General features: G+C 67.3%; 19 protein-coding genes. 11 read left to right on the top strand and 8 right to left on the bottom strand.

What is annotated here, in order from left to right:
• Positions 1-3 precede the first annotated feature (3 nt).
• Together ACYKG1_RS12770 and ACYKG1_RS12775 are read left to right on the top strand one after the other, a co-directional pair.
• Entirely contained in the window at positions 4-3,114 is a 3,111-nt protein-coding gene (locus ACYKG1_RS12770) for an error-prone DNA polymerase (RefSeq protein ID WP_478470673.1), read from the top strand.
• A gap of 81 nt (positions 3,115-3,195) precedes the next feature.
• Positions 3,196-3,702 carry a hypothetical protein gene (locus ACYKG1_RS12775; RefSeq protein WP_100473155.1) on the top strand — a complete coding sequence of 169 codons (507 nt, stop codon included), beginning with the start codon at positions 3,196-3,198 and terminating at the stop codon, positions 3,700-3,702.
• Between the two features lie 11 nt (positions 3,703-3,713).
• On the opposite strand, the gene ptsJ is transcribed toward ACYKG1_RS12775, so the two are convergent.
• Entirely contained in the window at positions 3,714-5,000 is a 1,287-nt protein-coding gene (gene ptsJ / locus ACYKG1_RS12780) for a MocR-like B6 salvage transcription factor PtsJ (RefSeq protein ID WP_100473157.1), read from the bottom strand.
• A 76-nt stretch (positions 5,001-5,076) separates the two neighbouring features.
• Between ptsJ and ACYKG1_RS12785 the strand changes: the two genes are divergently transcribed.
• From ACYKG1_RS12785 to ACYKG1_RS12825, 9 genes are all read left to right on the top strand, one after another.
• Positions 5,077-5,850: a YggS family pyridoxal phosphate-dependent enzyme gene (locus tag ACYKG1_RS12785; protein WP_262084384.1), complete on the top strand. Its 774-nt coding sequence runs from the start codon at positions 5,077-5,079 to the stop codon at positions 5,848-5,850.
• Entirely contained in the window at positions 5,847-6,548 is a 702-nt protein-coding gene (locus tag ACYKG1_RS12790; protein WP_478470674.1) for a glutamine amidotransferase, read from the top strand. The genes ACYKG1_RS12785 and ACYKG1_RS12790 overlap by 4 nt, the downstream gene beginning before the upstream one ends.
• Positions 6,545-6,769: a hypothetical protein gene (locus ACYKG1_RS12795; protein WP_049444441.1), complete on the top strand. Its 225-nt coding sequence runs from the start codon at positions 6,545-6,547 to the stop codon at positions 6,767-6,769. Before ACYKG1_RS12790 ends, ACYKG1_RS12795 begins: the two co-directional genes overlap by 4 nt.
• 70 nt (positions 6,770-6,839) lie before the next feature.
• Positions 6,840-7,346 carry a hypothetical protein gene (locus tag ACYKG1_RS12800; protein WP_478470675.1) on the top strand — a complete coding sequence of 169 codons (507 nt, stop codon included), beginning with the start codon at positions 6,840-6,842 and terminating at the stop codon, positions 7,344-7,346.
• Between the two features lie 122 nt (positions 7,347-7,468).
• Positions 7,469-7,978, top strand: a complete 510-nt coding sequence (locus ACYKG1_RS12805) for an RNA polymerase sigma factor (RefSeq protein ID WP_087922901.1) — start codon at positions 7,469-7,471, stop codon at positions 7,976-7,978.
• Positions 7,975-8,901, top strand: a complete 927-nt coding sequence (locus ACYKG1_RS12810; RefSeq protein ID WP_478470676.1) for a FecR family protein — start codon at positions 7,975-7,977, stop codon at positions 8,899-8,901. The genes ACYKG1_RS12805 and ACYKG1_RS12810 overlap by 4 nt, the downstream gene beginning before the upstream one ends.
• Positions 8,902-8,965: 64 nt before the next feature.
• Complete coding sequence (locus ACYKG1_RS12815; protein WP_478470677.1) at positions 8,966-11,437, top strand: TonB-dependent receptor; 2,472 nt, start codon at positions 8,966-8,968, stop codon at positions 11,435-11,437.
• A complete protein-coding gene (locus ACYKG1_RS12820) occupies positions 11,424-12,224 on the top strand; it encodes a ChaN family lipoprotein (RefSeq protein ID WP_478470678.1) in 801 nt (266 codons plus the stop codon). Before ACYKG1_RS12815 ends, ACYKG1_RS12820 begins: the two co-directional genes overlap by 14 nt.
• A complete protein-coding gene (locus ACYKG1_RS12825; RefSeq protein ID WP_478470679.1) occupies positions 12,217-12,930 on the top strand; it encodes an energy transducer TonB family protein in 714 nt (237 codons plus the stop codon). Before ACYKG1_RS12820 ends, ACYKG1_RS12825 begins: the two co-directional genes overlap by 8 nt.
• On the opposite strand, the gene ACYKG1_RS12830 is transcribed toward ACYKG1_RS12825, so the two are convergent.
• The 7 genes from ACYKG1_RS12830 to ACYKG1_RS12860 form a co-directional block, all read right to left on the bottom strand.
• Complete coding sequence (locus ACYKG1_RS12830; protein WP_262226833.1) at positions 12,927-13,361, bottom strand: RidA family protein; 435 nt, start codon at positions 13,359-13,361, stop codon at positions 12,927-12,929. The two genes, ACYKG1_RS12825 and ACYKG1_RS12830, sit on opposite strands and share 4 nt — an antisense overlap.
• A gap of 99 nt (positions 13,362-13,460) precedes the next feature.
• The gene (locus ACYKG1_RS12835; RefSeq protein ID WP_262084391.1) at positions 13,461-14,363 is read right to left on the bottom strand and encodes a cation diffusion facilitator family transporter; all 903 of its coding nucleotides are present in this window, start codon (positions 14,361-14,363) and stop codon (positions 13,461-13,463) included.
• A 28-nt stretch (positions 14,364-14,391) separates the two neighbouring features.
• On the bottom strand, positions 14,392-16,680 hold the full coding sequence (locus ACYKG1_RS12840; RefSeq protein ID WP_100473168.1) for an Orn/Lys/Arg family decarboxylase: 2,289 nt from the start codon (positions 16,678-16,680) through the stop codon (positions 14,392-14,394).
• Between the two features lie 20 nt (positions 16,681-16,700).
• Positions 16,701-18,053, bottom strand: a complete 1,353-nt coding sequence (adiC, locus tag ACYKG1_RS12845; RefSeq protein ID WP_478470680.1) for an arginine/agmatine antiporter — start codon at positions 18,051-18,053, stop codon at positions 16,701-16,703.
• Between the two features lie 77 nt (positions 18,054-18,130).
• Positions 18,131-19,561: a DcaP family trimeric outer membrane transporter gene (locus ACYKG1_RS12850; RefSeq protein WP_262084392.1), complete on the bottom strand. Its 1,431-nt coding sequence runs from the start codon at positions 19,559-19,561 to the stop codon at positions 18,131-18,133.
• A gap of 511 nt (positions 19,562-20,072) precedes the next feature.
• Entirely contained in the window at positions 20,073-20,915 is an 843-nt protein-coding gene (gene dsbG / locus ACYKG1_RS12855; protein WP_100473171.1) for a thiol:disulfide interchange protein DsbG, read from the bottom strand.
• Positions 20,916-20,945: 30 nt separating this feature from the next.
• Positions 20,946-21,749, bottom strand: coding sequence for a redoxin family protein (locus ACYKG1_RS12860; protein WP_262226836.1), 804 nt, complete (start codon positions 21,747-21,749; stop codon positions 20,946-20,948).
• Positions 21,750-21,816 lie beyond the last annotated feature (67 nt).

Raw genomic sequence — 21,816 nt, forward strand, 5'->3', positions numbered from 1 at the left:
GTCATGCACAACGAACTGCCCGGCTACGCCGAACTGCACTGCCTGTCGGCCTTCAGTTTCCAGCGTGGCGCCTCGATCGCCGAAGAACTGTTCGCGCGCGCCGCTGGCCAGGGCTACCGCGCGTTGGCGATCACCGACGAATGCTCGCTGGCCGGCATCGTGCGTGCCTGGCAGGCCGCCAAGGCGCATGCCGTGGCGCTGATCGTCGGCGCCGAATTCCAGGTCGAGGACGGGCCGAAGCTGGCCCTGCTGTGCACCGACCAGGCCGCCTACGCCGGGTTGTGCCAGTTGATCACCACCTGCCGGCGACGCGCGGCCAAGGGCGAGTACCGCTGCCTGCGCGAGGACCTGCTCGGCCTGCCCGACGGCCTGCTGTGCCTGTGGCTGGACCGGCAACCGGCCGCTACTGACCTGGAACTGCTGCGTGCCGGCTTCAACGATCGCCTGTGGCTGGCGGTGGAGCTGCACCACGAGCACGACGACGCGCGCCGCCTGCAGCAGCTGCAGGCCTTCGGCGAGCGCCACCGCCTGCCGCTGGTTGCCAGTGGTGATGTGCACATGCACGTACGCCGCCGCCGCGCCCTGCAGGACACCCTGACCGCGATCCGCCACCGCTGCAGCGTGGCCGAAGCCGGCTGGCGCCTGTTCCCCAATGGCGAGCGCCACCTGCGTCCGCGTACCGCACTGGCCCGGCTGTATCCGCCGGCCCTGCTGGCCGAGACCCTGCGCATCGCCGAGCGCTGCCACTTCACCCTGGAGCAGCTGCAGTACACCTATCCGCGTGAGCTGGTGCCGCAGGGCCACGACCCGGACAGCTGGCTGCGCGTACTGGTCGAACGTGGCATCCCCTGGCGCTGGAAAGGTGGCATCGAACCGGCGCAACGCGCGCAGATCGAACACGAACTGGCGCTGATCAAGCAGAAGAACTACGCCTCGTACTTCCTCACCGTGCAGGACATCGTGCGCTTCGCACGCAGCCAGGGCATCCTCTGCCAGGGCCGTGGCTCGGCAGCCAACTCGGCGGTGTGTTTCGTGCTGGGCGTGACCGAGATCGATCCGGCGCGCAGCAATCTTCTGTTCGAGCGCTTCATCTCCGCCGAGCGCGACGAACCACCGGATATCGACATCGACTTCGAGCACGAGCGCCGCGAGGAAGTGCTGCAGTACGTGTTCAAGCGCTATGGCCGCGAGCGCGCCGCGTTGACCGCGGTGGCGATCAGCTACCGTGGCCGCAGCGCGATCCGTGACGTCGCCCGTGCGCTTGGCCTGCCGATGGACCAGGTGAACGAACTGGGCGCGGCGATGGACCACTGGGGCGGCAACATTCCACTGCCGGAAACCCTGCGCGAGCGCGGTTTCGATCCGGACACGCCCTTGATGCGGCGCCTGCTGGCGTTGACCGCTGAGCTGATCGACTTCCCGCGCCACCTGTCGCAGCACCCCGGCGGCTTCGTGATCTCCGAGCACCCGCTGTCGACCCTGGTACCGGTGGAGAACGCGGCGATGGCCGGCCGCACCGTCATCCAGTGGGACAAGGATGACCTGGATGCCACCGGCCTGATGAAGGTCGACTGCCTGGCGCTGGGCATGCTCACCGCCATCCGCAAGTGCCTGGCGATGCTGCAGCAGCATGGCCTGCACGAAGGACGCATGGATGCGATTCCCGATGAAGACGGCCCAACCTACGACATGATCTGCGCCGCCGACACCATCGGCGTGTTCCAGATCGAGTCGCGCGCGCAGATGGCGATGCTGCCACGCCTGCAGCCACGCGAGTTCTACGACCTGGTGATCGAGGTGGCGATCGTGCGCCCCGGCCCGATCCAGGGCGACATGGTCCATCCTTACCTTGAGCGGCGGCGGATCCTGCGCGAACAGGGACCGGACGCGTTGAACGATCCGGACAATCCGCTCTATCCAGCACGGCTGGAACGTGTGTTCGCACGCACGCTGGGCGTGCCGCTGTTCCAGGAACAGGTGATGCAGCTGGCAGTGGAAGCCGCCGGTTACACGCCTGGCCAGGCCGATGCACTGCGCCGCTCGATGGCGGCGTGGAAGCGTCGTGGCGGCTTGGAACCGCATCGCGAAAAGCTGCTGACGGGCATGTTGAAAAACGGCTTCAGCCTGGAATACGGCGAGCACCTGTTCGAGCAGATCAAGGGGTTCGGTGATTACGGTTTCCCGGAAAGCCACGCCGCCAGCTTCGCCCTGCTGACCTATGCCAGCTGCTGGCTGAAGTGCCACCATCCGGCCGCGTTCACCGCCAGCCTGATCAACAGCCAGCCGCTGGGTTTCTACAGCCCCGACCAGCTGCTGCAGGATGCGCGCCGGCATGGCATCGGCGTGCTGCCCGTGGACGTGCGCTACAGCGACTGGGACTGCACCCTGGATTTCAGCAAGGGCGCGGCCGCGATCCGGCTCGGCCTGCGCCTGGTCGACGGCTGTAGTGAAGCGGCTGTGCAGGCCATCATGCGCGAACGTGCGCGGCGCCCGTTCGATGATGTCGGCGACCTGTGCCAGCGCACCGCCCTGGATCGCCGCCAGCAGGGCCTGCTGGCCGATGCCGGTGCGCTGCGTGGGCTCAGTGGCCATCGCCATCGTGCGCGATGGGACATCTCCGGCGTGGAGAATCGTCTGCCGCTGTTCGACCAGGCCCGCGCCACTGCTGAAGCCCGCGTGCCACTGCCCCTGCCCAGTGCGTGGGAGGACATGCAGGCCGACTACCGCAGCACGGGCACTACTCTCGGCCGCCATCCCATCTCATTCCTGCGCGCGCAGCTGCGCAGCCGCGGCTGCCTGGATGCCGCACAACTGGCGGGCCACGGCCATGGCCGCCGCGTGCGCATCGCCGGCCTGGTACGCATGCGCCAGCGCCCGCAGACCGCCAGCGGCGTCACCTTCCTCACCCTCGAAGACGAGACCGGCATGGTCAACGCCGTGGTCTGGCGGCACCTGGCCGATCGCCAGCACCGCGTGCTGGTCGATACCCAGCTGATGCAGGTCGATGGCCGCCTGGAGCGCGTCGATGGCGTGCAGCATGTCATCGTGCAGCGCATGCATTGCCTGGATGAACTGCTGCAGGGGCTGCGCAGCCACAGCCGCGATTTCCATTGACGATACACAGCGTCACACAGCGAACTGGTCATCAGTCCCCCGCATCCGCTATCGTCGCTGCATCCAAGGAAGGACGACACGATGCCCCGTGCACTGCTGCTGACCACGCTGGTGGTCTCCATACTCGCCCTGCTGGTTTCCGGCTGGACTGCCTGGAACCTGCATCGCAGCCAATCGTCGCAGCGCATCATCGAAGCGCGCGGGCTGATCATCCACGATGGCAACGGCCAACCACGGGTGATCCTCGGCGCGCCGGTTCCCGACCCACTCAGCCGGGGCCGTACCCAGGGGCCGCGCGCCACGGCCCTGTCCGGCCTGATCCTGCTGGGCCCGGATGGCTCCGAACGCGGGGGCTATGGCACCAGCGATCGTGGCGGTGAAGCCGTGCTGACCCTGGACGATGCCAATGGCACCACGGAAGTGTTCAAGGTGGTGGCCAACCCGGACCGCGGCGCCAGCCTGATGGTCAAGCACCAGAACAACACCGGCGCCATGCTCACCTCCTGGCAGGGCAAGCCGGAACTGATGTTCGTCGATGACAGCGGCCAGTCCTACTACGTGCGCCCGGGCGCCAACGCCGCGCCCTGATCTGCCTTTTTCTACAGACCGCACACCGCCGCCAGGTCATCGGCCAGCTGCCGCAACTGCACCGATCCCAGCGCCGCGCAGGTGATGCGCAGGCCATGCCCCGGCGCCGCCACCGCGAACACTTCGCCAGCACGCACATGCCATCCGCGTGCAGCCAGCGCCAGCACCTGCGGATGGCTGTCGGCCGGCAGCGGCAGCCACAGGTTCAATCCTTCCATCGGCTGCGGCGTCGGCATGCCACGTGCGTGCAGCAGTTCCTGCAGCGACTGCAGCCGCTGCTGGTAACGCTCGCCCGCCGAGGCGATCTTCGCCCGCAGCGTTGCCGACCCCAGCACCGAGGTCGCTGCATCCTGCAGCAGGTGACTGACCCAGCCCGTGCCGGACGCCAACCGCAGCCGCAACCGCGACGCGGTCTCTTCATCACAGGCCAGCCAGGCCAGCCGCAGATCCGGACCGAGCGGTTTGGACAACGAACGCAGCAGCGCCCAGCGCCGGCCATCCAGCGGCAGTACCGAGTGGTAGGCCTGCTGCGAAAGCAGCGCGTAGTGATCGTCGATCAGCACCGCTACCTGCGGGTAGGCCGCCAGCAGCTGGCGCAACGCCCGTGCCCGCTTCGCATCCAGGCTGGCCCCGGTCGGGTTGTGTGCCCGCGGGGTCAGCAGCACCGCGCGTGCGCCGGCCTCCAACGCCGCCCGCAGCGAATCGACCTGCATGCCATGCGCGTCCACCGTCACCGGCAACGGTGCGTGGCCCACCGCGTTGAGCACGTTCAGGCTGCCGAGGAAGCACGGATCCTCTACCGCGATTCGATCCCCCGGCAGCAGCCATGCCGCCAGCAGGCGTTCGATGCCATCGACCGCGCCATGGGTCAGCTCCAGCGCATAACCCTCGGGGCAGTCCGCATCCAGCGAGGCCCGTGCCAGCACCTGCAACTTCGGGTCGACCGTGCCCACGCCGTACAGGCGCGGCGCCGCCGGCGCCACGCGCAGATTGGGCAGCAGGCGCGGGTCCGGGTTGCCACCGGCGAGGTCATGCAGGGCCAGCCCTGGTGTACTGCCCTCGCGTGCCAGCGTCGGCGGCAGGCCACGCACCACTGTGCCGCGGCGACCCGCCGTGCTGGCCAGGCCCGCCGCATCCAGGCGCTTGTAGGCAGCGGCCACCGTATTGCGGTTCACCCCCAGCTGCCCTGCCAGCTCACGCACCGGCGGCAGCACGCTGCCAGCCAGCAGGCGGCCCTTGCCGATGCCGTCGCGGATGCTGTCGAAGATCGACTCGGCGCTATGCCCGGTGATTTTCATTTTGTCCTATGCCAAAATATATCTTGTCCTGTGCCAGTGTATCCCACCCTGGCCACCCTGCATTGGAGGTGCCCGCATGCCCCTTGCCGCTGCCGACTGGCCCGTCGCCCAGTCCGTTGAACAGATCGCCGCGAACCTGGTCACGGTGCGCCAACGCATCGCCGATGCCTGCGCCCGCGTCGGCCGGGACCCGGCCAGCGTTCGCCTGCTGCCGGTCAGCAAGACCGTTGATGACGCCCGTATCCGCATGGCGGTGGCTGCCGGTTGCCACGAACTGGGCGAGAACAAGGTGCAGGAGGCGCAGCGCAAGGCCGGGACGATGGCCGACCTGGGCGTGCGCTGGTCGGTGATCGGGCATCTGCAGACCAACAAGGCGCGCTACGTGGCACGTTTCGCCAGCGAGTTCCAGGCGCTGGACAGCCTGCGCGTGGCCGAGGCCCTGCAGCAGCGCCTGCAACTGGAAGACCGCACGCTGGATGTGTTCGTGCAGGTCAACACCTCGGCCGAACCCAGCAAGTACGGACTGGAGCCCGACGCGGTCGAGACCTTCGTGCAGCAGCTGCCGGCTTTCGATCGCCTGCACGTGCGCGGCCTGATGACCCTGGCCATCTTCACCCCCGACGTCGAGCGCGTGCGCGCCTGCTTCGTGCGCCTGCGCGAACTGCGCGACCAGCTGCAGCGCACCGCCCCGCCCGGCCTCGACCTGTCGCAGCTGTCGATGGGCATGTCCGGTGATTTCGAAGTGGCCATCGAGGAAGGCGCCACCGTGGTCCGCGTCGGCCAGGCCATCTTCGGTGCCCGCGCCACCCCGGACAGCTTCTACTGGCCTGGCAGCGGAGCCCCGGCATGAAGCGTGCGGTCGTTCTGCAACACGTCGCCTTCGAAGACCTCGGCACCCTGCAGCCGCTGCTGCTGGCACAAGGCTGGCAGCTGCAGGTGCTGCAGGCCGGTATCGACGCGCTCGACGCCGCCGAAACCGCCGACCTGCTGGTGGTGCTGGGTGGTCCGATCAGTGTCAATGACACAGAGACCTACCCCTTCGTCATCGACAGCATTGCCCTGCTGCAGCGCCGGCTGCAGCAGCAACAGCCGACCCTGGGCATCTGCCTTGGTGCACAGCTGATGGCCCGCGCGCTTGGTGCCGGCGTCGCCGCCAGTGGTGGCAAGGAGATCGGCTTCGCGCCGTTGCTGCTGACCGATGAAGGCCAGCGTTCACCGCTGCAGGCCCTGCAAGGCATTCCCGTGCTGCATTGGCATGGCGAGGCATTCGAACTCCCAACCGGTGCCAACCGCCTGGCCAGTACACCGGCCTGCCGCCACCAGGCCTTCGCCATCGGCTGCCATGCGCTGGCCCTGCAATGCCATCCGGAACTGGACGCCCGCCAGTTCGAACGCTGGCTGATCGGCCACACCCTGGAGCTGGCGCAGGCCGGCATCGATCCGAACGATCTTCGCGCCCAGGCACGTCGATATGGCGCACCGCTGGCGGCGGCGGCCACCGCAATGTTCGACCACTGGCTGCAGGACCTGCCGGAGCTGCCGCGATGAACTACCGATTGCAGATCCACCGCGATGGCGCCTGCTGGGGCCACTTCGACTGCAGCGGCCCCGACGCGCTGCAGCGCATGGATGCCATCGCCGCACAGCTGCCTGCCGACCAGGGCTTCCAGTTGACGCGACAGAAGGGAGTTGGCGAAGAACGCATCCTGTCCAGCAATGCCGACGGCCTGCGCGTACTGGCGTCGCAGATCCAGTACCGCGACCTCTGACCCGACGATGGTAGTGCCGGCCGCTGGCCGGCACTACCCCGGCTGTTTCCCCACATGCGAAGCTTCACGCATGCTGACCCTGCACCGCGGCAGCCACCACGGGTTGCATGTCGCCCCGCGCTGGCCCTCCCGCCATATCCAGATCGACGCAGAGGTGCTGCAACGCCTGCTCGAGGCACAGGCACTGCTGCCTGCCGAACTGCGCCTGCTGCTCACCCGGGGCTTCGAGCCCCGCCACAGCCGCCTCGGCGGCTTCCGGCGCCTGGTGCGGCGGCTCGGTATCACCCTCTTCCGCACCTGCTATCCGCAACGGCACGATGAAGTCGATGCCATTTTCGGCGCCAACGGCCACGATATCGATGGCCGTCATATCGATGTCTCACTGGTACTGCGCGGCAAGCGACTGCGGCTGCTGCCGCTGGGCGTGTTCACCCCGCCGCGCTGGCAGGATCGTCGCGTCGCCCGCCATGCAGAAGTGATCGCGCGGGTGAAGCACGGCCTGCAGCACTGCGGCTTCGAGCTGCACCACAACCCCACCGAAGCCCTGCAGATCCACTGCGACTATCGCCCGCGCTGATCCCGCGTCCGCGCAGGTGTGCCATGCCCATCTATAGATGCAAATGATTCTCTTTTGCTGTAAGGTGCAGCCGCTGCCCTTGCCGCCGCGGGCTGTTCCCTTTCCCAGTTGTCGCCCGCCCCGTGTCCACGCCTGTCGAACCGACGGATGTCGCGCAGCTGTGTGCGGCCCATTACCGGCCGCTGCACGCCCATGTCCGCCGTAAACTCCCGCAACGCAGCGACGCCGATGACGTCGTCCAGGAAACCTGGCTACGCGTCGTCAAGGTCGCCGCCAGCGGCCTGCTGAGCAACGGCCGCGCCTACCTGTACCGCGTCGCCCACAATCTGATCGCTGATCACTACCGGCAACGCCAGCGCCGTCGTGAGGAAGCGCTGGATGACGCGCAACTGCACGCCCTCGCCGATCCTGCACCGCTGCCGGAGCAGCGCCTGCTGGATGCCGAACAGCTGCGCCATCTCGACGCGATCATCGCCGCGCTGCCACCGCGCTCGCGCCAGGTGTTCCTGCTGGCCCGGGTGGAGCAGATGGCGCTGGCCGAGATCGGCCGCCAGCTCGGTATCAGCCGGCAGACCGCGCACGGCCATCTGCTGCGTGCGCTGGTAGCGCTGCAGCAGGTACCCGGCGCATGAGCCAGGATGCGATCGCGCGCGAGGCTGCGCGTTGGTGGCTGGACGGCCACGACGGCGGCCGCGACGAGCGCGCCTTCAACCAGTGGTACCACGCTGACTACCGCCACGCCGCGCAGTACCAGCACCTGCAGGCGCTCTGGCAGGCCGGTGATGCGACGCCCAGCCTGCAGCGGCACCAGCGCAAGCGGCAGCGCCGACGATTGCGCGATGCCGGCACTGCCGTGCTGCTGCTCTGTGCCTTGGGCCTGTATACCCGCCAGGCCGCGCCACCAGCCGCCCAGGTAATGCGCACGGCGTCGGGCGAGATCCGCGAAGAAGTCCTGCCGGATGGCTCGCACGTGCTGCTCTCGCCCGGCAGCGAAGTCCATGTCCGCATCGATGCACAGCGCCGCCAGCTGCAGCTGCAGCATGGCCAGGCCTGGTTCAAGGTAGCCGCCGATGCGCAGCATCCGTTCCAGGTGCATACGGCGCACGGCACGGTCACCGCGCTCGGCACCGCCTTCGACCTTGCCGTGCAGGACAACGACAGCGTGGTCACCGTCACCGAGCATCGCGTCCGCGTGGACAGCGGCAGCCGCAGTGAGCAGGCCATCGAAGGGCAGCAGCTGCGCTTCGATGGACAGGCAGCGACCGTCGGCCTGGCTCCCAGCCAGAGCGCGCTGGCCTGGCGCGAACGTCGCCTGCATTGGGTCTCCACGCCCTTGGCCGAGGTCACCCAGAACCTGGATCGCTGGCATGGCGGCCATACCTGGATTATCGGCGCACACCTGCGCCAGCAGCCGGTCACCCTGCTCGGCAGCGCTGGCGGTGCGGCGCGCAGCCGGGACCAGCTGGCCACGCAGCTGCATGTGCGAGTGCTCCGCCTCGGCGCGGGCGTGCAGGTCTGGCTGCCACCACGCAGGGGACATCGCGATGCACCCTGACATCGGCCCTGCCGCTGCGTCTACCCAGGATGACGACGCGCTGCGTCAGCCCCTGGAGCCCCCGATGCTGTTTCACCGCCCCCTTGTCCTCGCCCTGTCACTGGCCTGCGCCAGTCCGCTTCCGCTGTTGTCCGCCAGCGCTCATGCGCAGGCCGCCACCCGCCACTTCGATCTTCCTGCACAACCGCTGGCCAGCGCACTGGACGCCTACAGCCGCTTGACCGGTGTCGACCTGGTGATCGGCGCGGCTCTGCCGGGCGGCCAGACAGCGCCGGCGCTGCGCGGACAGTTCGACGATGCTCAGGCCCTGTCGCGCCTGCTGGCGGGCAGCGGCCTGCGCCCCCGCTTCATCGACCCACGCCGCGCCACGCTGGAACCGGCGCCGGCCGAACCCGCCGATGGCAGCCGTCGAACCGGCCCGCTGCGCGTGCAGGGTGATACCGCGAACGGTCATTCTCCCGGTGCGGGCGCCAGTCAGTATGTGCCAGCCACGCGCGATGGCTTCGCGCCGGCGGTCGGCAGCGAGCGCGTGGCAATGGCCGAACGCCAGGACGGCAACAGCCTGCTGCGTTCGATGCCCGGCACCCACAGTTTCCATTCGCGCAGCCAGCCCGGCCTGCAGGTCAACATCCGCGGCATGACCGGCGCTGGCCGGGTCAACACAATGATCGACGGTGTCACCCAGACCTTCCGCAACAATGCCGGGCATGGCTCGGGCGGCCCGTTCGCCTATGTCGACCCGTTCCTGCTGGCCGGCGTGGACGTGCAGCGCGGCGCGGTGGCCGGCGGTGATGGCGCCGGCACGCTGGCCGGCAGTGCCAACTTCCGCACGCTGGACATCGACGACCTGCTCGGCGAAGGCCGCGACTGGGGCCTGCGCGCGGGCTATCGCCATGGCAACAACGGCTACGGCAGTGGCCGCACCTTCGCCGGTGCCTGGCGCCACAGCGAGGACGGTGGTGACCGCCAGTTCGGCCTGCTGGCCGCCGCCAGCAGCAGTCGCAGCAGCGAGTACGCCACCGCACGCGGGCAGAAGAACAAGGCCGACCCCGGCAGCCAGCAGCCCAGCAGCTGGCTGTTGAAAGCACGCCTGCAGCCCAGTGACCAGCATCGGCTCGACCTGAGCCACATGCGATACGAAAACGACTTCTACCACAACTACCCGTGGCAGATTTCCGCGCGTAACCAGCGCGCGAGTTACCACTACACGCCCTACACGCCGTGGATCGACCTGCGCGCGACCTTCGCCAGCAACAAGACCCGGCTGTTCTATCCGCCGGTGGAGGACTCCAGCTACATCGGCCGCCGCACCCACAGCAGCCTGAGCAGCTGGACACTCGACAACACCAGCCGCTTCGACATCGGCGCACTGCAGGCGCGCTGGAACACCGGCATCAAGCACCAGTCAGACATCTACGTGGCCGACACCCCGACCCTGCGCGGCGCCAACCCCCAGGGTCGCAGCCAGCTGGACAGCGTGTTCAGCACGCTGGAACTGCAGTACGACGTCTACGCGCTGACCGCAGGCCTGCGCCAGGATCGCTATGGCATCCGTGGCCACGTCCCGGTGTGCTCGGATGTCCCCGGCCAGTGCGCGGAGACCAACGGCGGCGGCATCGACGTGCGCCGCACCCAGCACGCGCTCAGCCCCAGCCTGGCGGTTTCGTGGCAGGCCACCGACTGGCTGCAGCTGTTCGCCGAAGCCTCGCGCACATCGCGCCCGCCGCGCGTGCAGGAGATGTTCTTCGAGAAAATCCCGCTGGAAGGCATGAGCGATGCCGACGGCGTGGGCGCCAACCCGTTCCTGCGCCGTGAGCGCTCGCGAAACCTGCAGTTCGGCGCCAACCTCAGCACCGACTCGCTGCTGGTTGACGGCGACCTGGCCCAGCTGCGCGTCACCCGCTTCGACAACCGCATCCGCGACTACATCAAGCCGCAATACCTGCTGATCGTGCATCCGCCGGAAGTGGAGCCATTCGTGGTGCCGATCGATAGCGATCCACAGCTCACTGCCTGGACCGATGCGCTGGACGTGGACGACTTCAGCACCACCACGCGCTGGATGAACCACCCGGGCGTGGTGCGCATGCGCGGTATCGAGCTGGAAGCGCACTACGCCAGCGAGCACTACCACGCCACGCTGAGCTGGACCCGCTCGCGCACCAGCGCGCCGCCCATCGAGTTCGTCAACCTTGAAGACATCACCGCCCTGCCCGATCGCTACTGGACGTTGGACGTGGGCGGCCGCTGGTGGCAGCAGCGCGTGCAGGCCGGCCTGCGCGCCGAGTACTCCGGCCCGACCGAGGAAGGCTACGACTTCTTCCAGACCCGCAAGACCGGCGGCACCGGCGTGCTGCTGGACTTCTACGCCAGCTTCAAGCCCCAGGCCAACACGACCCTGTGGCTGAACATCGAAAACCTGCAGAACAAGGCCTATGACAACAATGCCTCGATCGACAGCATCTTCAGCCCGATCCTGGACCGCGGCAACGGCCGTGGCCGCACCGTCTCGATGGGCGTCAATGTGGCGTTCTAGCCGGCGCTGGTGGCCGCTGTGCCTGCTTGCGCTGGCGTCGATGGCCAGCGCGCAGCCGATGCCCGGCAAGGTGGTCGACCTCGCCAGCGGCCAGAGCCTGGACGAAGCGGCGTTCGTGAAGCGCGCAGCGAACGCCCCGCGGCTGCTGTTGGGCGAACGCCACGACCTGGCCGGTGACCACGCCGCCCAGCGCTGGCTGCTGCAGTCTCTGCAGCAGCAGCGTCCACAAGGCGCGCTGGTGCTGGAGATGATCGCCAGCGAACGCCAGCCGCGCCTGCAGCGGGTGCAGCGCTGGCTGGCCAAGGGCAACCATGCCGACGGTGCGCGCCTGCAGGAGCTGCTGGGCTGGGATACACGATGGCCATGGACCGCCTATGGCGGGCTGGTGCAGGACGCCACCGCCGCCGGCATCCCCCTGTTCGGCGGGAATCTCGCGCGCGCCGAGGTCAACGCGCACCTTGCGTCCGCTGATGCAGTGCGGTTCCCGGTGGCCGCTGCCCGCCAACGCCTGTCGGCCGTGGTGCTGGCCCAGCACGCGGACGCAGCACCGATGCTGGAAGGGATGCTGGCCGTGCAACAGGCCCGCGACAGGCGCATGGCACAGGTAATGACCGAGGCACCTGCACCCGCGCTGCTGGTGGCCGGTCGCTGGCATGTACTGCGCGGTACCGGCGTGCCGGGCTACCTGCCAGCGGACACACCGGCGCTGGTGATCGCACTGGCCTCGCCGGGTGAAACCATCGAGGCGGCCGACGCCGACCTGCTATGGGTGCTGGACGATGAGTGAGCGCGGCCAACACTGGCAGGCGGTCGCCATCAGCATCGGCCTGCACCTGTTGCCCCTGCTGCTGTTGGTGCACTGGGTGGCCGCGCCGCCGCTGCTGCCGCCGCCTGAGCAGGACGTGCGCATCAGCCTGCGCCTGCTGGCGCCGGCGACACCGCCCCAGCCAGTGGAAGAACGCCAGGCCGACACCCCGAGCCAGGCGCAGCAGGCCCGCGCATCGCAACCCACCCGGTCACCGCCGCCGCCCACGCCCACCGCTGCGCGCGAAGGCGACCTCGCCGCCAGCGAACACGGTGGCACTGGCCGACAACCGCTGCCGGTCGCCACGCCTGCGGCCGTGACCGATGCAAGTCCCGCACCGGCATCGATCACGGCCGCGCCGCACGCTCCCGACGCACCACCGGCAGACTTCCAGGCCGGCGCCGCCAGCGACCAGTGGGAAGCCCGCCTGATGGCGCGGCTGGAGCGTTACCGCTACTACCCCGCCGCCGCACGTTCACGCCGGCAGCAGGGTACGGCCTGGGTCAGGGCCAACATCGACCGCGAAGGTCGGCTGCTGGCGCTGCGGTTGGAGCAGTCCAGTGGCCAGCCGATGCTCGACGCCGCCGCGCTGCAGACATTCCGTCGTGCGCAGCCGCTGCCGCCCATTCCCGATGAACTGAAGGCACCGCAGGAACTGGTGGTGCCGGTCGAGTACTACCTGCGCTAGGCCGTGTAAGCCTCCGCCTCGATCTCGAACAGCATGCCGTCCAGCGCCAGCCGTGGCACAGGGATCAGTGTGCAGGTCGGTGCAGCACGGTTCGGCCAACGCTGCCGCACCTGCCGGGCGATGATGCCCAGCCGGTCCTCGTCGTGGTCGACCACCAGGATGCGCAACCGTGCGACATCAGCCAGGCTGGCCTGCGCCGAGCGCAACGCAATCTGCAGGTTGTCCAGTGCCTGCTCGACCTGTTCCTCGAAACCGGGGGAGAGATGACCATCGGCATCCTCACCGCCCTGCCCGGCGATATGGATTACCCGCGCCGGCAGGCGAACGACGGCCACGTGCGAGTACCCGTTGGCCGAAGGGTCGTATAGCCCGGGAGGATTGAACAGTTCCAGCAGGCCATGGCCGAGGTCCGGGGTGGTCAGCAGGTTCATGCCGCATGCCTCGTGGGGGATGCGAGGCAGTCTGCAACCTAAACTCGGGTTGAGGTCAAACAGCGCCCGTGCAACAGATCGGTTCGCCACGCGCAACGATCACGTCCACGCCGGATCCGCCGTGAAATCGATGGTCAACCAGAACGTACTGCCGCGGGCATCCAGCCGCACCGCGATCTCATCGCGCATCGCATCGACTTCGCCCACCGACCCCAGCGGCGTGGTCGGGTCAGCCAGCACATGGATCTCGATGAAGCGCATCCGCCCCATCTTCGCCACATGGCTGGTGAAACCGGCATAGCCACGCTCGGCCACGAACGCCTGCATCACCTGCTGCACGCGCCGGTCCAGATCATCCGGTGCCACCTGCAGCACTTCGCGCATGGCCTTCCACGCGCTGCGCGCCGGCACCGGCAGCACCGCAAGGCTGATCAGCGCCAGCACGATCGAATCCAGGTACGGCACCCAGTGGTGCCACTCACCGCCGTGCAGGACCAGCGCCAACACGAAGGCCAGCACCACCGCCAGGCTCATCAACCCACCCAGCAGCCAGCCGCGCACATCCAACCACAAAAGAGCGGAGCGCAGATGCCGCGCCTGCTGCGCGACGAACGCCGCCATCGCCAGGTTGCTGGCACTCAGCAGCGCCGCCCACCACAGCGCTGGCCCGAACTTCACCTCGTGCCCGCCCGTGGTCAGGCCGATCACGGCGTTGGCCAGCGCATACACGCAGGCCAGCGACAGGATCACACCGCCCAGTGCCTCGACCATCGGCTCCAGGTGCCAGTAGCCGTACTGGAAGCGCGGGCTCTGTTCCCGCGCCACCAGCCGCAGCACCGACAACGACACCAGGGTCAGGGCGACGTCGACCAGGCTGTACACGCCGTCGAACAGGATGGCCTGTGATCCCACCAGCAGGCCACCGCCGAAGCCGGCCGCGCTCACCGCCAGGGTGACCCCGATCGAGAACTTCAGGATGCGTTGCTCGCGCGCGGTATCCATCGTTCGCCGAAGCGCCGACCGTTGCGGGTCAGGCCTTCAGCACCTCCACCTTGTACGAAACCGCATCCCCCTCCTGCTCGATGATGAGCCCGTGCACGTCCGATTCGAAGCCCGGGAAGCGGGCGTTCTGCTCACGGGCGATGCGCAGCGACTGGATGATCGGCTCGTCGCTGTCGCCGAAGCGCTCGCCCGGCATGATGGTCGGGATGCCCGGCGGGTACGGCACCAGCATGGTCGCAGCGACGCGACCACTGAGCAGCTCGATGTCGACCCGCTCGATCTCGCCCTTCACCAGGTGGTTGTAGGCATCGGCCGGGGTCATCACCGGGGTCGGCAGATCCACGTACATCTCGCGCATCACCTTGGCCACGGCAAATTCCTGGTTGAACGCATGCAGCGCGTCGCACAGGTCACGCAGGCCCCAGCCGGCGTAGGCATTCGGATAATCGGCGGCCAGCGTCGGCAGTGCCTGGCTCAGCGGCGCATTGCGATCGTAGAGCTCCTTGAACGCCATCAGCTCGGTGACCAGGGTGCTCCACTTGCCCTTGGTGATGCCCATCGAGAACAGGAACAGCACCGAGTACAGGTTGGTCTTTTCCACGGTGATGCCGCGGCCCCACAGGAACTTGCTCAGCACTGCCGCCGGGATGCCCAGCTTGCCCATGCTGCCGTCCATCGCCAGGCCCGGGGTCAGCAGGGTCACCTTGACCGGGTCGATCAGCACATAGTCATCAACCAGGTTCTCGAAGCCGTGCCAGTGCGCATCCGGCTGCAGGTACCACTCCTCGCGCTTGGCCACCAGCGGTGCTGGCGTATCGCCCTTGTCCAGGCTGCGCTCGAGCTTGGTGGGCTGCCACACGCTGAACCACCAGTCGTCCCGGCCGAGATCATCGCGCACGTGCAGCATCGCGCGGCGGAAGGCGATGGCCTCGTCGTGCATTTCCTGTACCAGCGAACGGCCGGCATCGCCCTCCATCATCTTCGAGGCGACGTCACAGGCCGCGATCACCCCGTAGTGCGGGCTGGTCGAGGTATGCATCATGAACGACTCGTTGAAGCGCTCGGCATCCAGGTTGCGCTGCGCCGAATTGCGTACGTGGATCATCGATGCCTGCGAGAACGCCGCCAGCAGCTTGTGGGTCGAATGCGTGGTGAAGATGATCGCATCCTGCTCACGCGGCTTGCCCTTGGCCATGCCGTAGTGGTTCTCGTAGAACGGATGGAACGCGGCGTAGGCGTACCAGGCTTCGTCGAAATGCAGGAAGTCGACCGCGCTGCCGATCTCATCGGCAATCTTCTCGGCGTTGTAGCACAGGCCGTCGTAGGTCGAATTGGTCACCACCGCGATGCGCGGCTTGGAACCGGCCCTGTAGGCCTGGCTGGCCAGCGGATTGGCGGCGATGCGCTGCTGCAGCGACTCCGGCGTGAACTGATCCAGGCTGATCGGACCGATGATGCCGTGCGCGTTGCGGCTGGGGGTGAAGTACACCGGCACCGCACCAGTCATGATCAGCGCGTGCAGCAGCGACTTGTGGCAGTTTCGATCGACGAACACCACGTCGCCACGCGCCACCGTGCCATGCCAGACGATCTTGTTGGCGGTGGAGGTGCCGTTGGTGACGAAGAAGGTGTGGTCGGCACCGAAGTTGCGCGCGGCTTCGTTCTCGGCGTCCTTGATCGGGCCGGTGTGATCGAGCAGCGAGCCCAGCTCCGGCACCGAGATCGACAGGTCGCTGCGCAGGGTATTCTCGCCGTAGAACTGGTGGAATGCGCGGCCGACCGGCGATTTGGTGAACGCCACGCCGCCGGCATGGCCGGGCGTGTGCCAGGAGTAGTTGGACTCGGCCGCATGATGGATCAGCGCCTTGAAGAACGGTGGCAACAGGTTCTTCATGTAGTCTTCGGCCGCGCGCATCACCTGCCGCGAGATGAAGCTCTTGGTGTCCTCGAACAGGAAGATGAAGCCATGGATGTACTTGAGCAGCTTGCTCGGCACCTTCTCGATGGTGCGGCGCTCGCCGTACAGGAACACCGGCAGGTTGGCGCGGCGTGCGCTCTGCTCGCGCAGGAAGGCAGTCAGGCGCTGGAACTCGCCATCCACTTCTTCGCTGCCGTCGATCGAGATCAGCACTGCCGAGGCCGCCACGTAGGTGCGGGCACCAGCACGGGCATCATCCAGGTTCAGGCCGCACAGCACGCGCTGGCCATTGCCGCGCAGCTCTTCCACCAGGGCGCGGATCAGGATGCCGCCGATGCGCGGCGACTCGTAGTCGTTGTCGATGACAATGACCGGATAGTCCAGGGACTTGAAGTACACGTTTATTCTCCTTGTCGAACTCAGGAACGCTGGGCGCCGGCGCTGATGGCCGAGGCCTCGCGGGCGCGCTGCCGCTGCTGGCGGCGCTCCTCGCTGAAGAAGGGATAGAACACGGTGATGAACAGCACGAACAGGAAGGCGTACTGCACGATGGTTCCCGACGAGCCGTAGATCGCCCACAGGCAGTACACGACGGTCAGGCTGGTCAGGGTCCAGAACGCACCGGTGTGGACCAGGGTGTGCGACCGCTCGACCACGAAGTAGCACGCTACGCACGAGTAGATGTAGGGCAGCAGGGTCAGCACCACGGCCGCCGACGTGATCACGTCGAACTGGGCCGACGCGGTTTCCGAGGTGGAGGTGACCAGCACCGCCAGGGTCATCAGCACGGCCACGATCAGCACGCCCTTGACCGGCACGTCATCCTTGTTGGTCTTGCTGAAGATGCTCGGGAACAGGCCATCATCGGAGGCCGCCTTCGCACTCTGCGCAGTCAACAGGATCCAGCCACCCAGCGAACCGGCGGCACCGATGAAGGCGCACAGGCTGACCAGCGCACCGCCCCAGCCACCGACCGCCTTGGCCGCGGCCAGCGCGAAGGGCGCGTCGGACACCTGCAGTTCCGAGTTCGGCACCATGCCCATGATCACCGAAGAACTGGCGATGTAGGCGATGGCGGCCAGGAACACACCGGCCAGCGTAGCGCGGGCCACGTTCTTTTCCGGGTTCTCCACCACGCCAGCCGTCACCGAGGCCGACTCGACACCGATGAAGGCCCACAGAGTCAGTGCTGCAGCGCTGGAGACCGCGCCGAAGTTGGACTCGCCCGACACGTTGTACGCGCCCTTGAAGATGTCGGCATCGAAGAAGAACCAGCCGAAGATGGCGATGCCCAGGATCGGCACCAGCGCAAAGCTGGTGGTGACCGTCTGCACCCGGCTGACGAACGCCGGCCCGATCATGTTGGCGAAGCTCAGTGCCCACACCAGCACCAGCACCGCGATGCAGCGCACCAGTGGTTCGGACAGGATCGGGAAGAAATAGCTGAAGTAGCCCACCGCCGCGATCGGGATGGCGACGTTGCCGATCCAGTTGGCGAACCAGTAGATGGTATTGGTCTGGAAGCCCATGTAGGGTCCGAACCAGTCACGCGCGTAGGCGTAGGGGCCACCCGCCTTCGGTGCCAGCTTGCCCAGCTTGGCGAACACGAAGGCCAGCAGCAGCGCACCTGCGGTAGTGATCAGCCAGCCCCAGATCGAGGCAGTACCGATCTTGGCCAGGCTGGAAGGCAGCAGGAACACGCCTGAGCCCATCATGTTGCCGGCGACGAGGAAGGTGGCTCCGACCACCCCGATTTTCTTTGCTTCTGCCATGACAATCTCCAGTACTGGCATGAGCCCGGTGCAGCCGGGCGTGGGGACGGGTTACGCTGGCGTACGACCGCTGGCGCCTATTTGATGAAGTTGTATTGCAGGCTGCCCTGCACCCGGACCGTGTCGCCGCGCGCACCGCCCTGCTGTTCAAGGCGGCCGTACAGCAGCTCCATGCCCATCGTCCACGAAGGCGCCGGGCTCCAGATCAGGTTGAAGACGCCGTAGCGGCTCTGCCGGAATGCGTCGGCCGCCAGTGCGGCATTCCGCTCCAGGGTCAGCTGGCCGAAGATCACGTTCGAACGCCACAGCCCGGACCAGTAGTGGGTGTAGCCGACGAAGCCGCCGTGCAGATCCAGCGCATCGAGGCGGCCATCGGTACCGACTACCGCGTCCAGCCCGGAGCCGGTCAGGTCGGCGGTGTAGCGGCTGAGACCACGCCCACCCAAGACACCGAACAGCAGCAGATCGCGCTCACCCACGGACGCCGATCCACTCACCTGCAGACCGCCGGCCACGCGCCGGTCGCGCACGCCATCGCCGTCATAGGCCAGGCTTCGTGCCACTGCGCCGAGCTGCAGGTGGCCCCAGTCACGCTCCATGCGCGCGGTCACCGTCACATCAGGCAACCGGTTTACCGCGCCCCGCTCATCGGTGGCACCAGCAAGTTCGGTCTTCGGATCTTCGGCAGCGACAGTCAGGATGTTGCCCTTGCCTATTGCGAAGCTGTGGTGGATGCCCGCCACCAGCAGGTATCCGGCACCGCCGGGCCCTGCGAAATCCAGCGTATCGGGCAGGCTGTCCGGGTCCATGAAGCTGGAATAGCCGTAGCCGGCATAGGTATTGCCGAGCTGGCCATAGGCATGGCGCAGGCGGAATTCGTAGCCGTCACTGCTACCGAAGAAGTCATTCTCCAGGTAGAAGCGTAGGTTGCCGTGCGTGGTCGGACGTCGCGCCTCGAAGCTGAAGCGGGTCTGCTTGGCATGGATGTTGAAATTGGAGACGTCACGATGGCGACCGCCCACCGGCATCGATGAAGGAATGAACTGGTCCTCGTCGCCGGCTGCACGCGAATCGGCGATGGCATCCAGCTTGGCGTAGCCGCCGATGCGGATCATCGTGTCAGTGCCAGGAATGGCGAAGAAGCCCTTCAGGTCCGGATCGGTCGGGCCGGCCGCACTGTCCGGTCGCGACGCAGCGGTGGACGGGTCGGCCACTGATTCGCGCTGCGGCAGCACCGGCTGCGCCACGCCCGGCACCTGGGTGGGATGCAGCAGGTTGGCGCTGCTGGCGGCTGCAGCCATCGGCGGCGGCACCTGCGCCCTGGCCGCTACGGCCCCCTCACGCTGCTCCAGCCGATCCAGGCGCTGCTGCATCCCTTCCAGCGCCTGGCGCATGGCAGCGATCTCCTTTCGCAACGCCTGCGCATCTTCCTGACCATCCTGCTGCGCATACGCTGGCGTGATCGCCAGTGCGGTCAAGCAGGCCAGACTCAGTACCGCCACGCGCATTGCATCCTCCCTGGACGAACACTTGATTCGCGCTGACGGGACGCACGCATGTGCCACCCCGGCCTCGCGCCGCCGTTGCTGGAAATGCGGATACTGCGTCGACGACAACGGACAGCCTGCGCATGACAGGCAACAGGACCGTGACACTGCCCTGCCTGTACCGATGTCGACGCCATCAAGGCCGCACTGCCAGAGAGGTGGCGACCGCAGCGGTCTGGGTAACAAGCATGGGGTGAGAGTGTCGTGAATGGCTGAGCCGACCGACCCCGATCAGGGCCTGGCGAGCGCGGCATCCATCGCGCATTGACGCTGTATTCCATGCGTCACAGGCTAATCCGCCTGTCGTTTTTGGCCTTGATTGGAATCAAGGCACGAGGCTTGATGTCAGTCACTATTCAGACGTGACGACGAACAGATGATGCGCAGGCCGCACATCGATCCTGATCACGGAAAGCAACAGGCCCGCATGCTGCCATGCGGGCCCGTGGGTCATTCCGATGAGAGGCGCGACTCAGCGCGGGCCCAGCACCGTCTGCAGGTCAGCGCCCTGCGGCAAGCCGGCGCGACGCTGCACCTGGCCCTGCGCGTCCTGGAACAGGATGCCCGGCGTGCCCTGGAAGCCCATCTCGATCATCAGCACCTGGTTGGCGTCGAGCTTGCCAGCGATCTCGCGACTGATGTTCGGCAGCGCCTTGATGCCACCACGATCAAAATCGTGCTCGTTCTGCAGCAGCGCCGCGCTCGGGTCACGGGCAGCGAGGATGGCCGCCGCCTTGGCCGGGCTGTCCTCGCGGATGACGCCGACCATGATGTGACGCAACTGCACCTTGCCGGCGTCGACCCACGGCCGTGCTGCTTCCCAGAACTTGTGACAGTAGGGGCAGTTGGCATCGCTGAAGGTATAGACCACGCGCGGCGCATCGGCCTTGCCGTCACGCACCCATGCACTGGCTTCCAGCTTGGTCCACATCTTGGCCGACATCGGTGCAGCGACCAGCTTTTCCACCGCCTCGGCGGCCACATCATTGCCTTCGGCATCGAACAGGCTGCCTACCAGCACGTGCTTGCCGTCGGCGGTGACGTAGGCTGCGGCCGGCTGCTGCCCGCCCACCACGCCAGCGAAGCCACGCAGGCCGCCCGGTGCATCGAACTCGGCAACGACTTCGAAGCCGTGCTTCTCGATGCCTTTCAGCACCGCAGGACGGTCACCTTTGGCCGCGGACGTCGGAGCACTCGCAACCGGTGCTGCCGCCGTCTTGCCCGGTGGGGTCTGGGCCTGGCTGCAGGCGGCCAATGCCAGCATGACCGGCAGCAACAGCACCGCCGGAGCGATGCGCAGGGAAGTGGACAACATGGGAACTCCGTAGTGAGATGCCCGGGCAGGCTACCGCAGCCGGCGCAGTTTGTGTTCAAGACCGGCCGCAGTCAGTTCGCCCAGGTGCAGTTCACGCAGGCGCCCGTCGGCATCGAAGAAGAGCGTGGAAGGATAGGCCTGCACGCCCAGCACGGTTGAAGCGGCAGCGTCATCGTCCAGCAACACGTTGCCCAGCACCAGTCGTTCGCTGGCGAGGAAACCCTGGACCTCATCCAGGGTTTCGCCCTGGTTGAGGAACACAAACTGCACCTCGGTATGCGTCTGCTGTGCGGATGCCAGCACCGGCATTTCGCGTCGGCAGGGGCCACACCAGCTGGCCCAGAGATTCAGTACCACCGGTTTGCCCCGGAACTGCTGCAGGTCGATCACGCGCCCCTGCAGATCGGCCACGTTCACCGCCGGCAGCGGCATCCGCTGTGCCTGCCATGCCGCCAGCACGTGGCTGCCCGCCGCCCAGAGCACCACGCCCGCCAGCGCCCCGGCCAGCACCGGCGCACGCAATGCATGCCATGGCCTCAGCCGCCAGACACCCCATGCCAGGCCTGCAACCAGCGCGACCGTGAGGTGATACCCACCATCGGCGATCTGCAGGATGCTCCAGGGGGCCTCACGATAGAGCGCGAAGTTCAAGGCCACGAAGCTGATGCGTCCGCATAGCAGGCCGATCAGCAACATGTCCAGGACCATGCTTGCCGCGGAAGGCACTGCCATCCCGTCCTTCCGACGCGGCCACAGATGTGCCACGGCCATGGCCAGCAGCACGCACATCAGGATCAACACCACCGGCATCGGCACCGGCCCAACACTCGACATCAGCCCACCTGTTCCAACATCCGTTGCCTGCATGGTCGAGGCGTCGCGCCCAGGTTGCAAGCGCGAC

It is taken from the genome of Stenotrophomonas sp. 85239_Sma, assembly GCF_056481725.1.

What these genes read in the sequence shown, in the direction of transcription:
- ACYKG1_RS12835 (WP_262084391.1), bottom strand. Translation starts at nt 14,363, where the DNA reads ATGGATACCGCGCGCGAGCAACGCATCCTGAAGTTCTCGATCGGGGTC.
- adiC (WP_478470680.1), bottom strand. Translation starts at nt 18,053, where the DNA reads ATGGCAGAAGCAAAGAAAATCGGGGTGGTCGGAGCCACCTTCCTCGTC.
- ACYKG1_RS12785 (WP_262084384.1), top strand. Translation starts at nt 5,077, where the DNA reads ATGCCCCTTGCCGCTGCCGACTGGCCCGTCGCCCAGTCCGTTGAACAG.
- ACYKG1_RS12795 (WP_049444441.1), top strand. Translation starts at nt 6,545, where the DNA reads ATGAACTACCGATTGCAGATCCACCGCGATGGCGCCTGCTGGGGCCAC.
- dsbG (WP_100473171.1), bottom strand. Translation starts at nt 20,915, where the DNA reads ATGTTGTCCACTTCCCTGCGCATCGCTCCGGCGGTGCTGTTGCTGCCG.
- ptsJ (WP_100473157.1), bottom strand. Translation starts at nt 5,000, where the DNA reads ATGAAAATCACCGGGCATAGCGCCGAGTCGATCTTCGACAGCATCCGC.
- ACYKG1_RS12790 (WP_478470674.1), top strand. Translation starts at nt 5,847, where the DNA reads ATGAAGCGTGCGGTCGTTCTGCAACACGTCGCCTTCGAAGACCTCGGC.
- ACYKG1_RS12815 (WP_478470677.1), top strand. Translation starts at nt 8,966, where the DNA reads ATGCTGTTTCACCGCCCCCTTGTCCTCGCCCTGTCACTGGCCTGCGCC.
- ACYKG1_RS12775 (WP_100473155.1), top strand. Translation starts at nt 3,196, where the DNA reads ATGCCCCGTGCACTGCTGCTGACCACGCTGGTGGTCTCCATACTCGCC.
- ACYKG1_RS12770 (WP_478470673.1), top strand. Translation starts at nt 4, where the DNA reads ATGCACAACGAACTGCCCGGCTACGCCGAACTGCACTGCCTGTCGGCC.
- ACYKG1_RS12850 (WP_262084392.1), bottom strand. Translation starts at nt 19,561, where the DNA reads ATGCGCGTGGCGGTACTGAGTCTGGCCTGCTTGACCGCACTGGCGATC.
- ACYKG1_RS12860 (WP_262226836.1), bottom strand. Translation starts at nt 21,749, where the DNA reads ATGTCGAGTGTTGGGCCGGTGCCGATGCCGGTGGTGTTGATCCTGATG.
- ACYKG1_RS12810 (WP_478470676.1), top strand. Translation starts at nt 7,975, where the DNA reads ATGAGCCAGGATGCGATCGCGCGCGAGGCTGCGCGTTGGTGGCTGGAC.
- ACYKG1_RS12825 (WP_478470679.1), top strand. Translation starts at nt 12,217, where the DNA reads ATGAGTGAGCGCGGCCAACACTGGCAGGCGGTCGCCATCAGCATCGGC.
- ACYKG1_RS12820 (WP_478470678.1), top strand. Translation starts at nt 11,424, where the DNA reads ATGTGGCGTTCTAGCCGGCGCTGGTGGCCGCTGTGCCTGCTTGCGCTG.
- ACYKG1_RS12800 (WP_478470675.1), top strand. Translation starts at nt 6,840, where the DNA reads ATGCTGACCCTGCACCGCGGCAGCCACCACGGGTTGCATGTCGCCCCG.
- ACYKG1_RS12830 (WP_262226833.1), bottom strand. Translation starts at nt 13,361, where the DNA reads ATGAACCTGCTGACCACCCCGGACCTCGGCCATGGCCTGCTGGAACTG.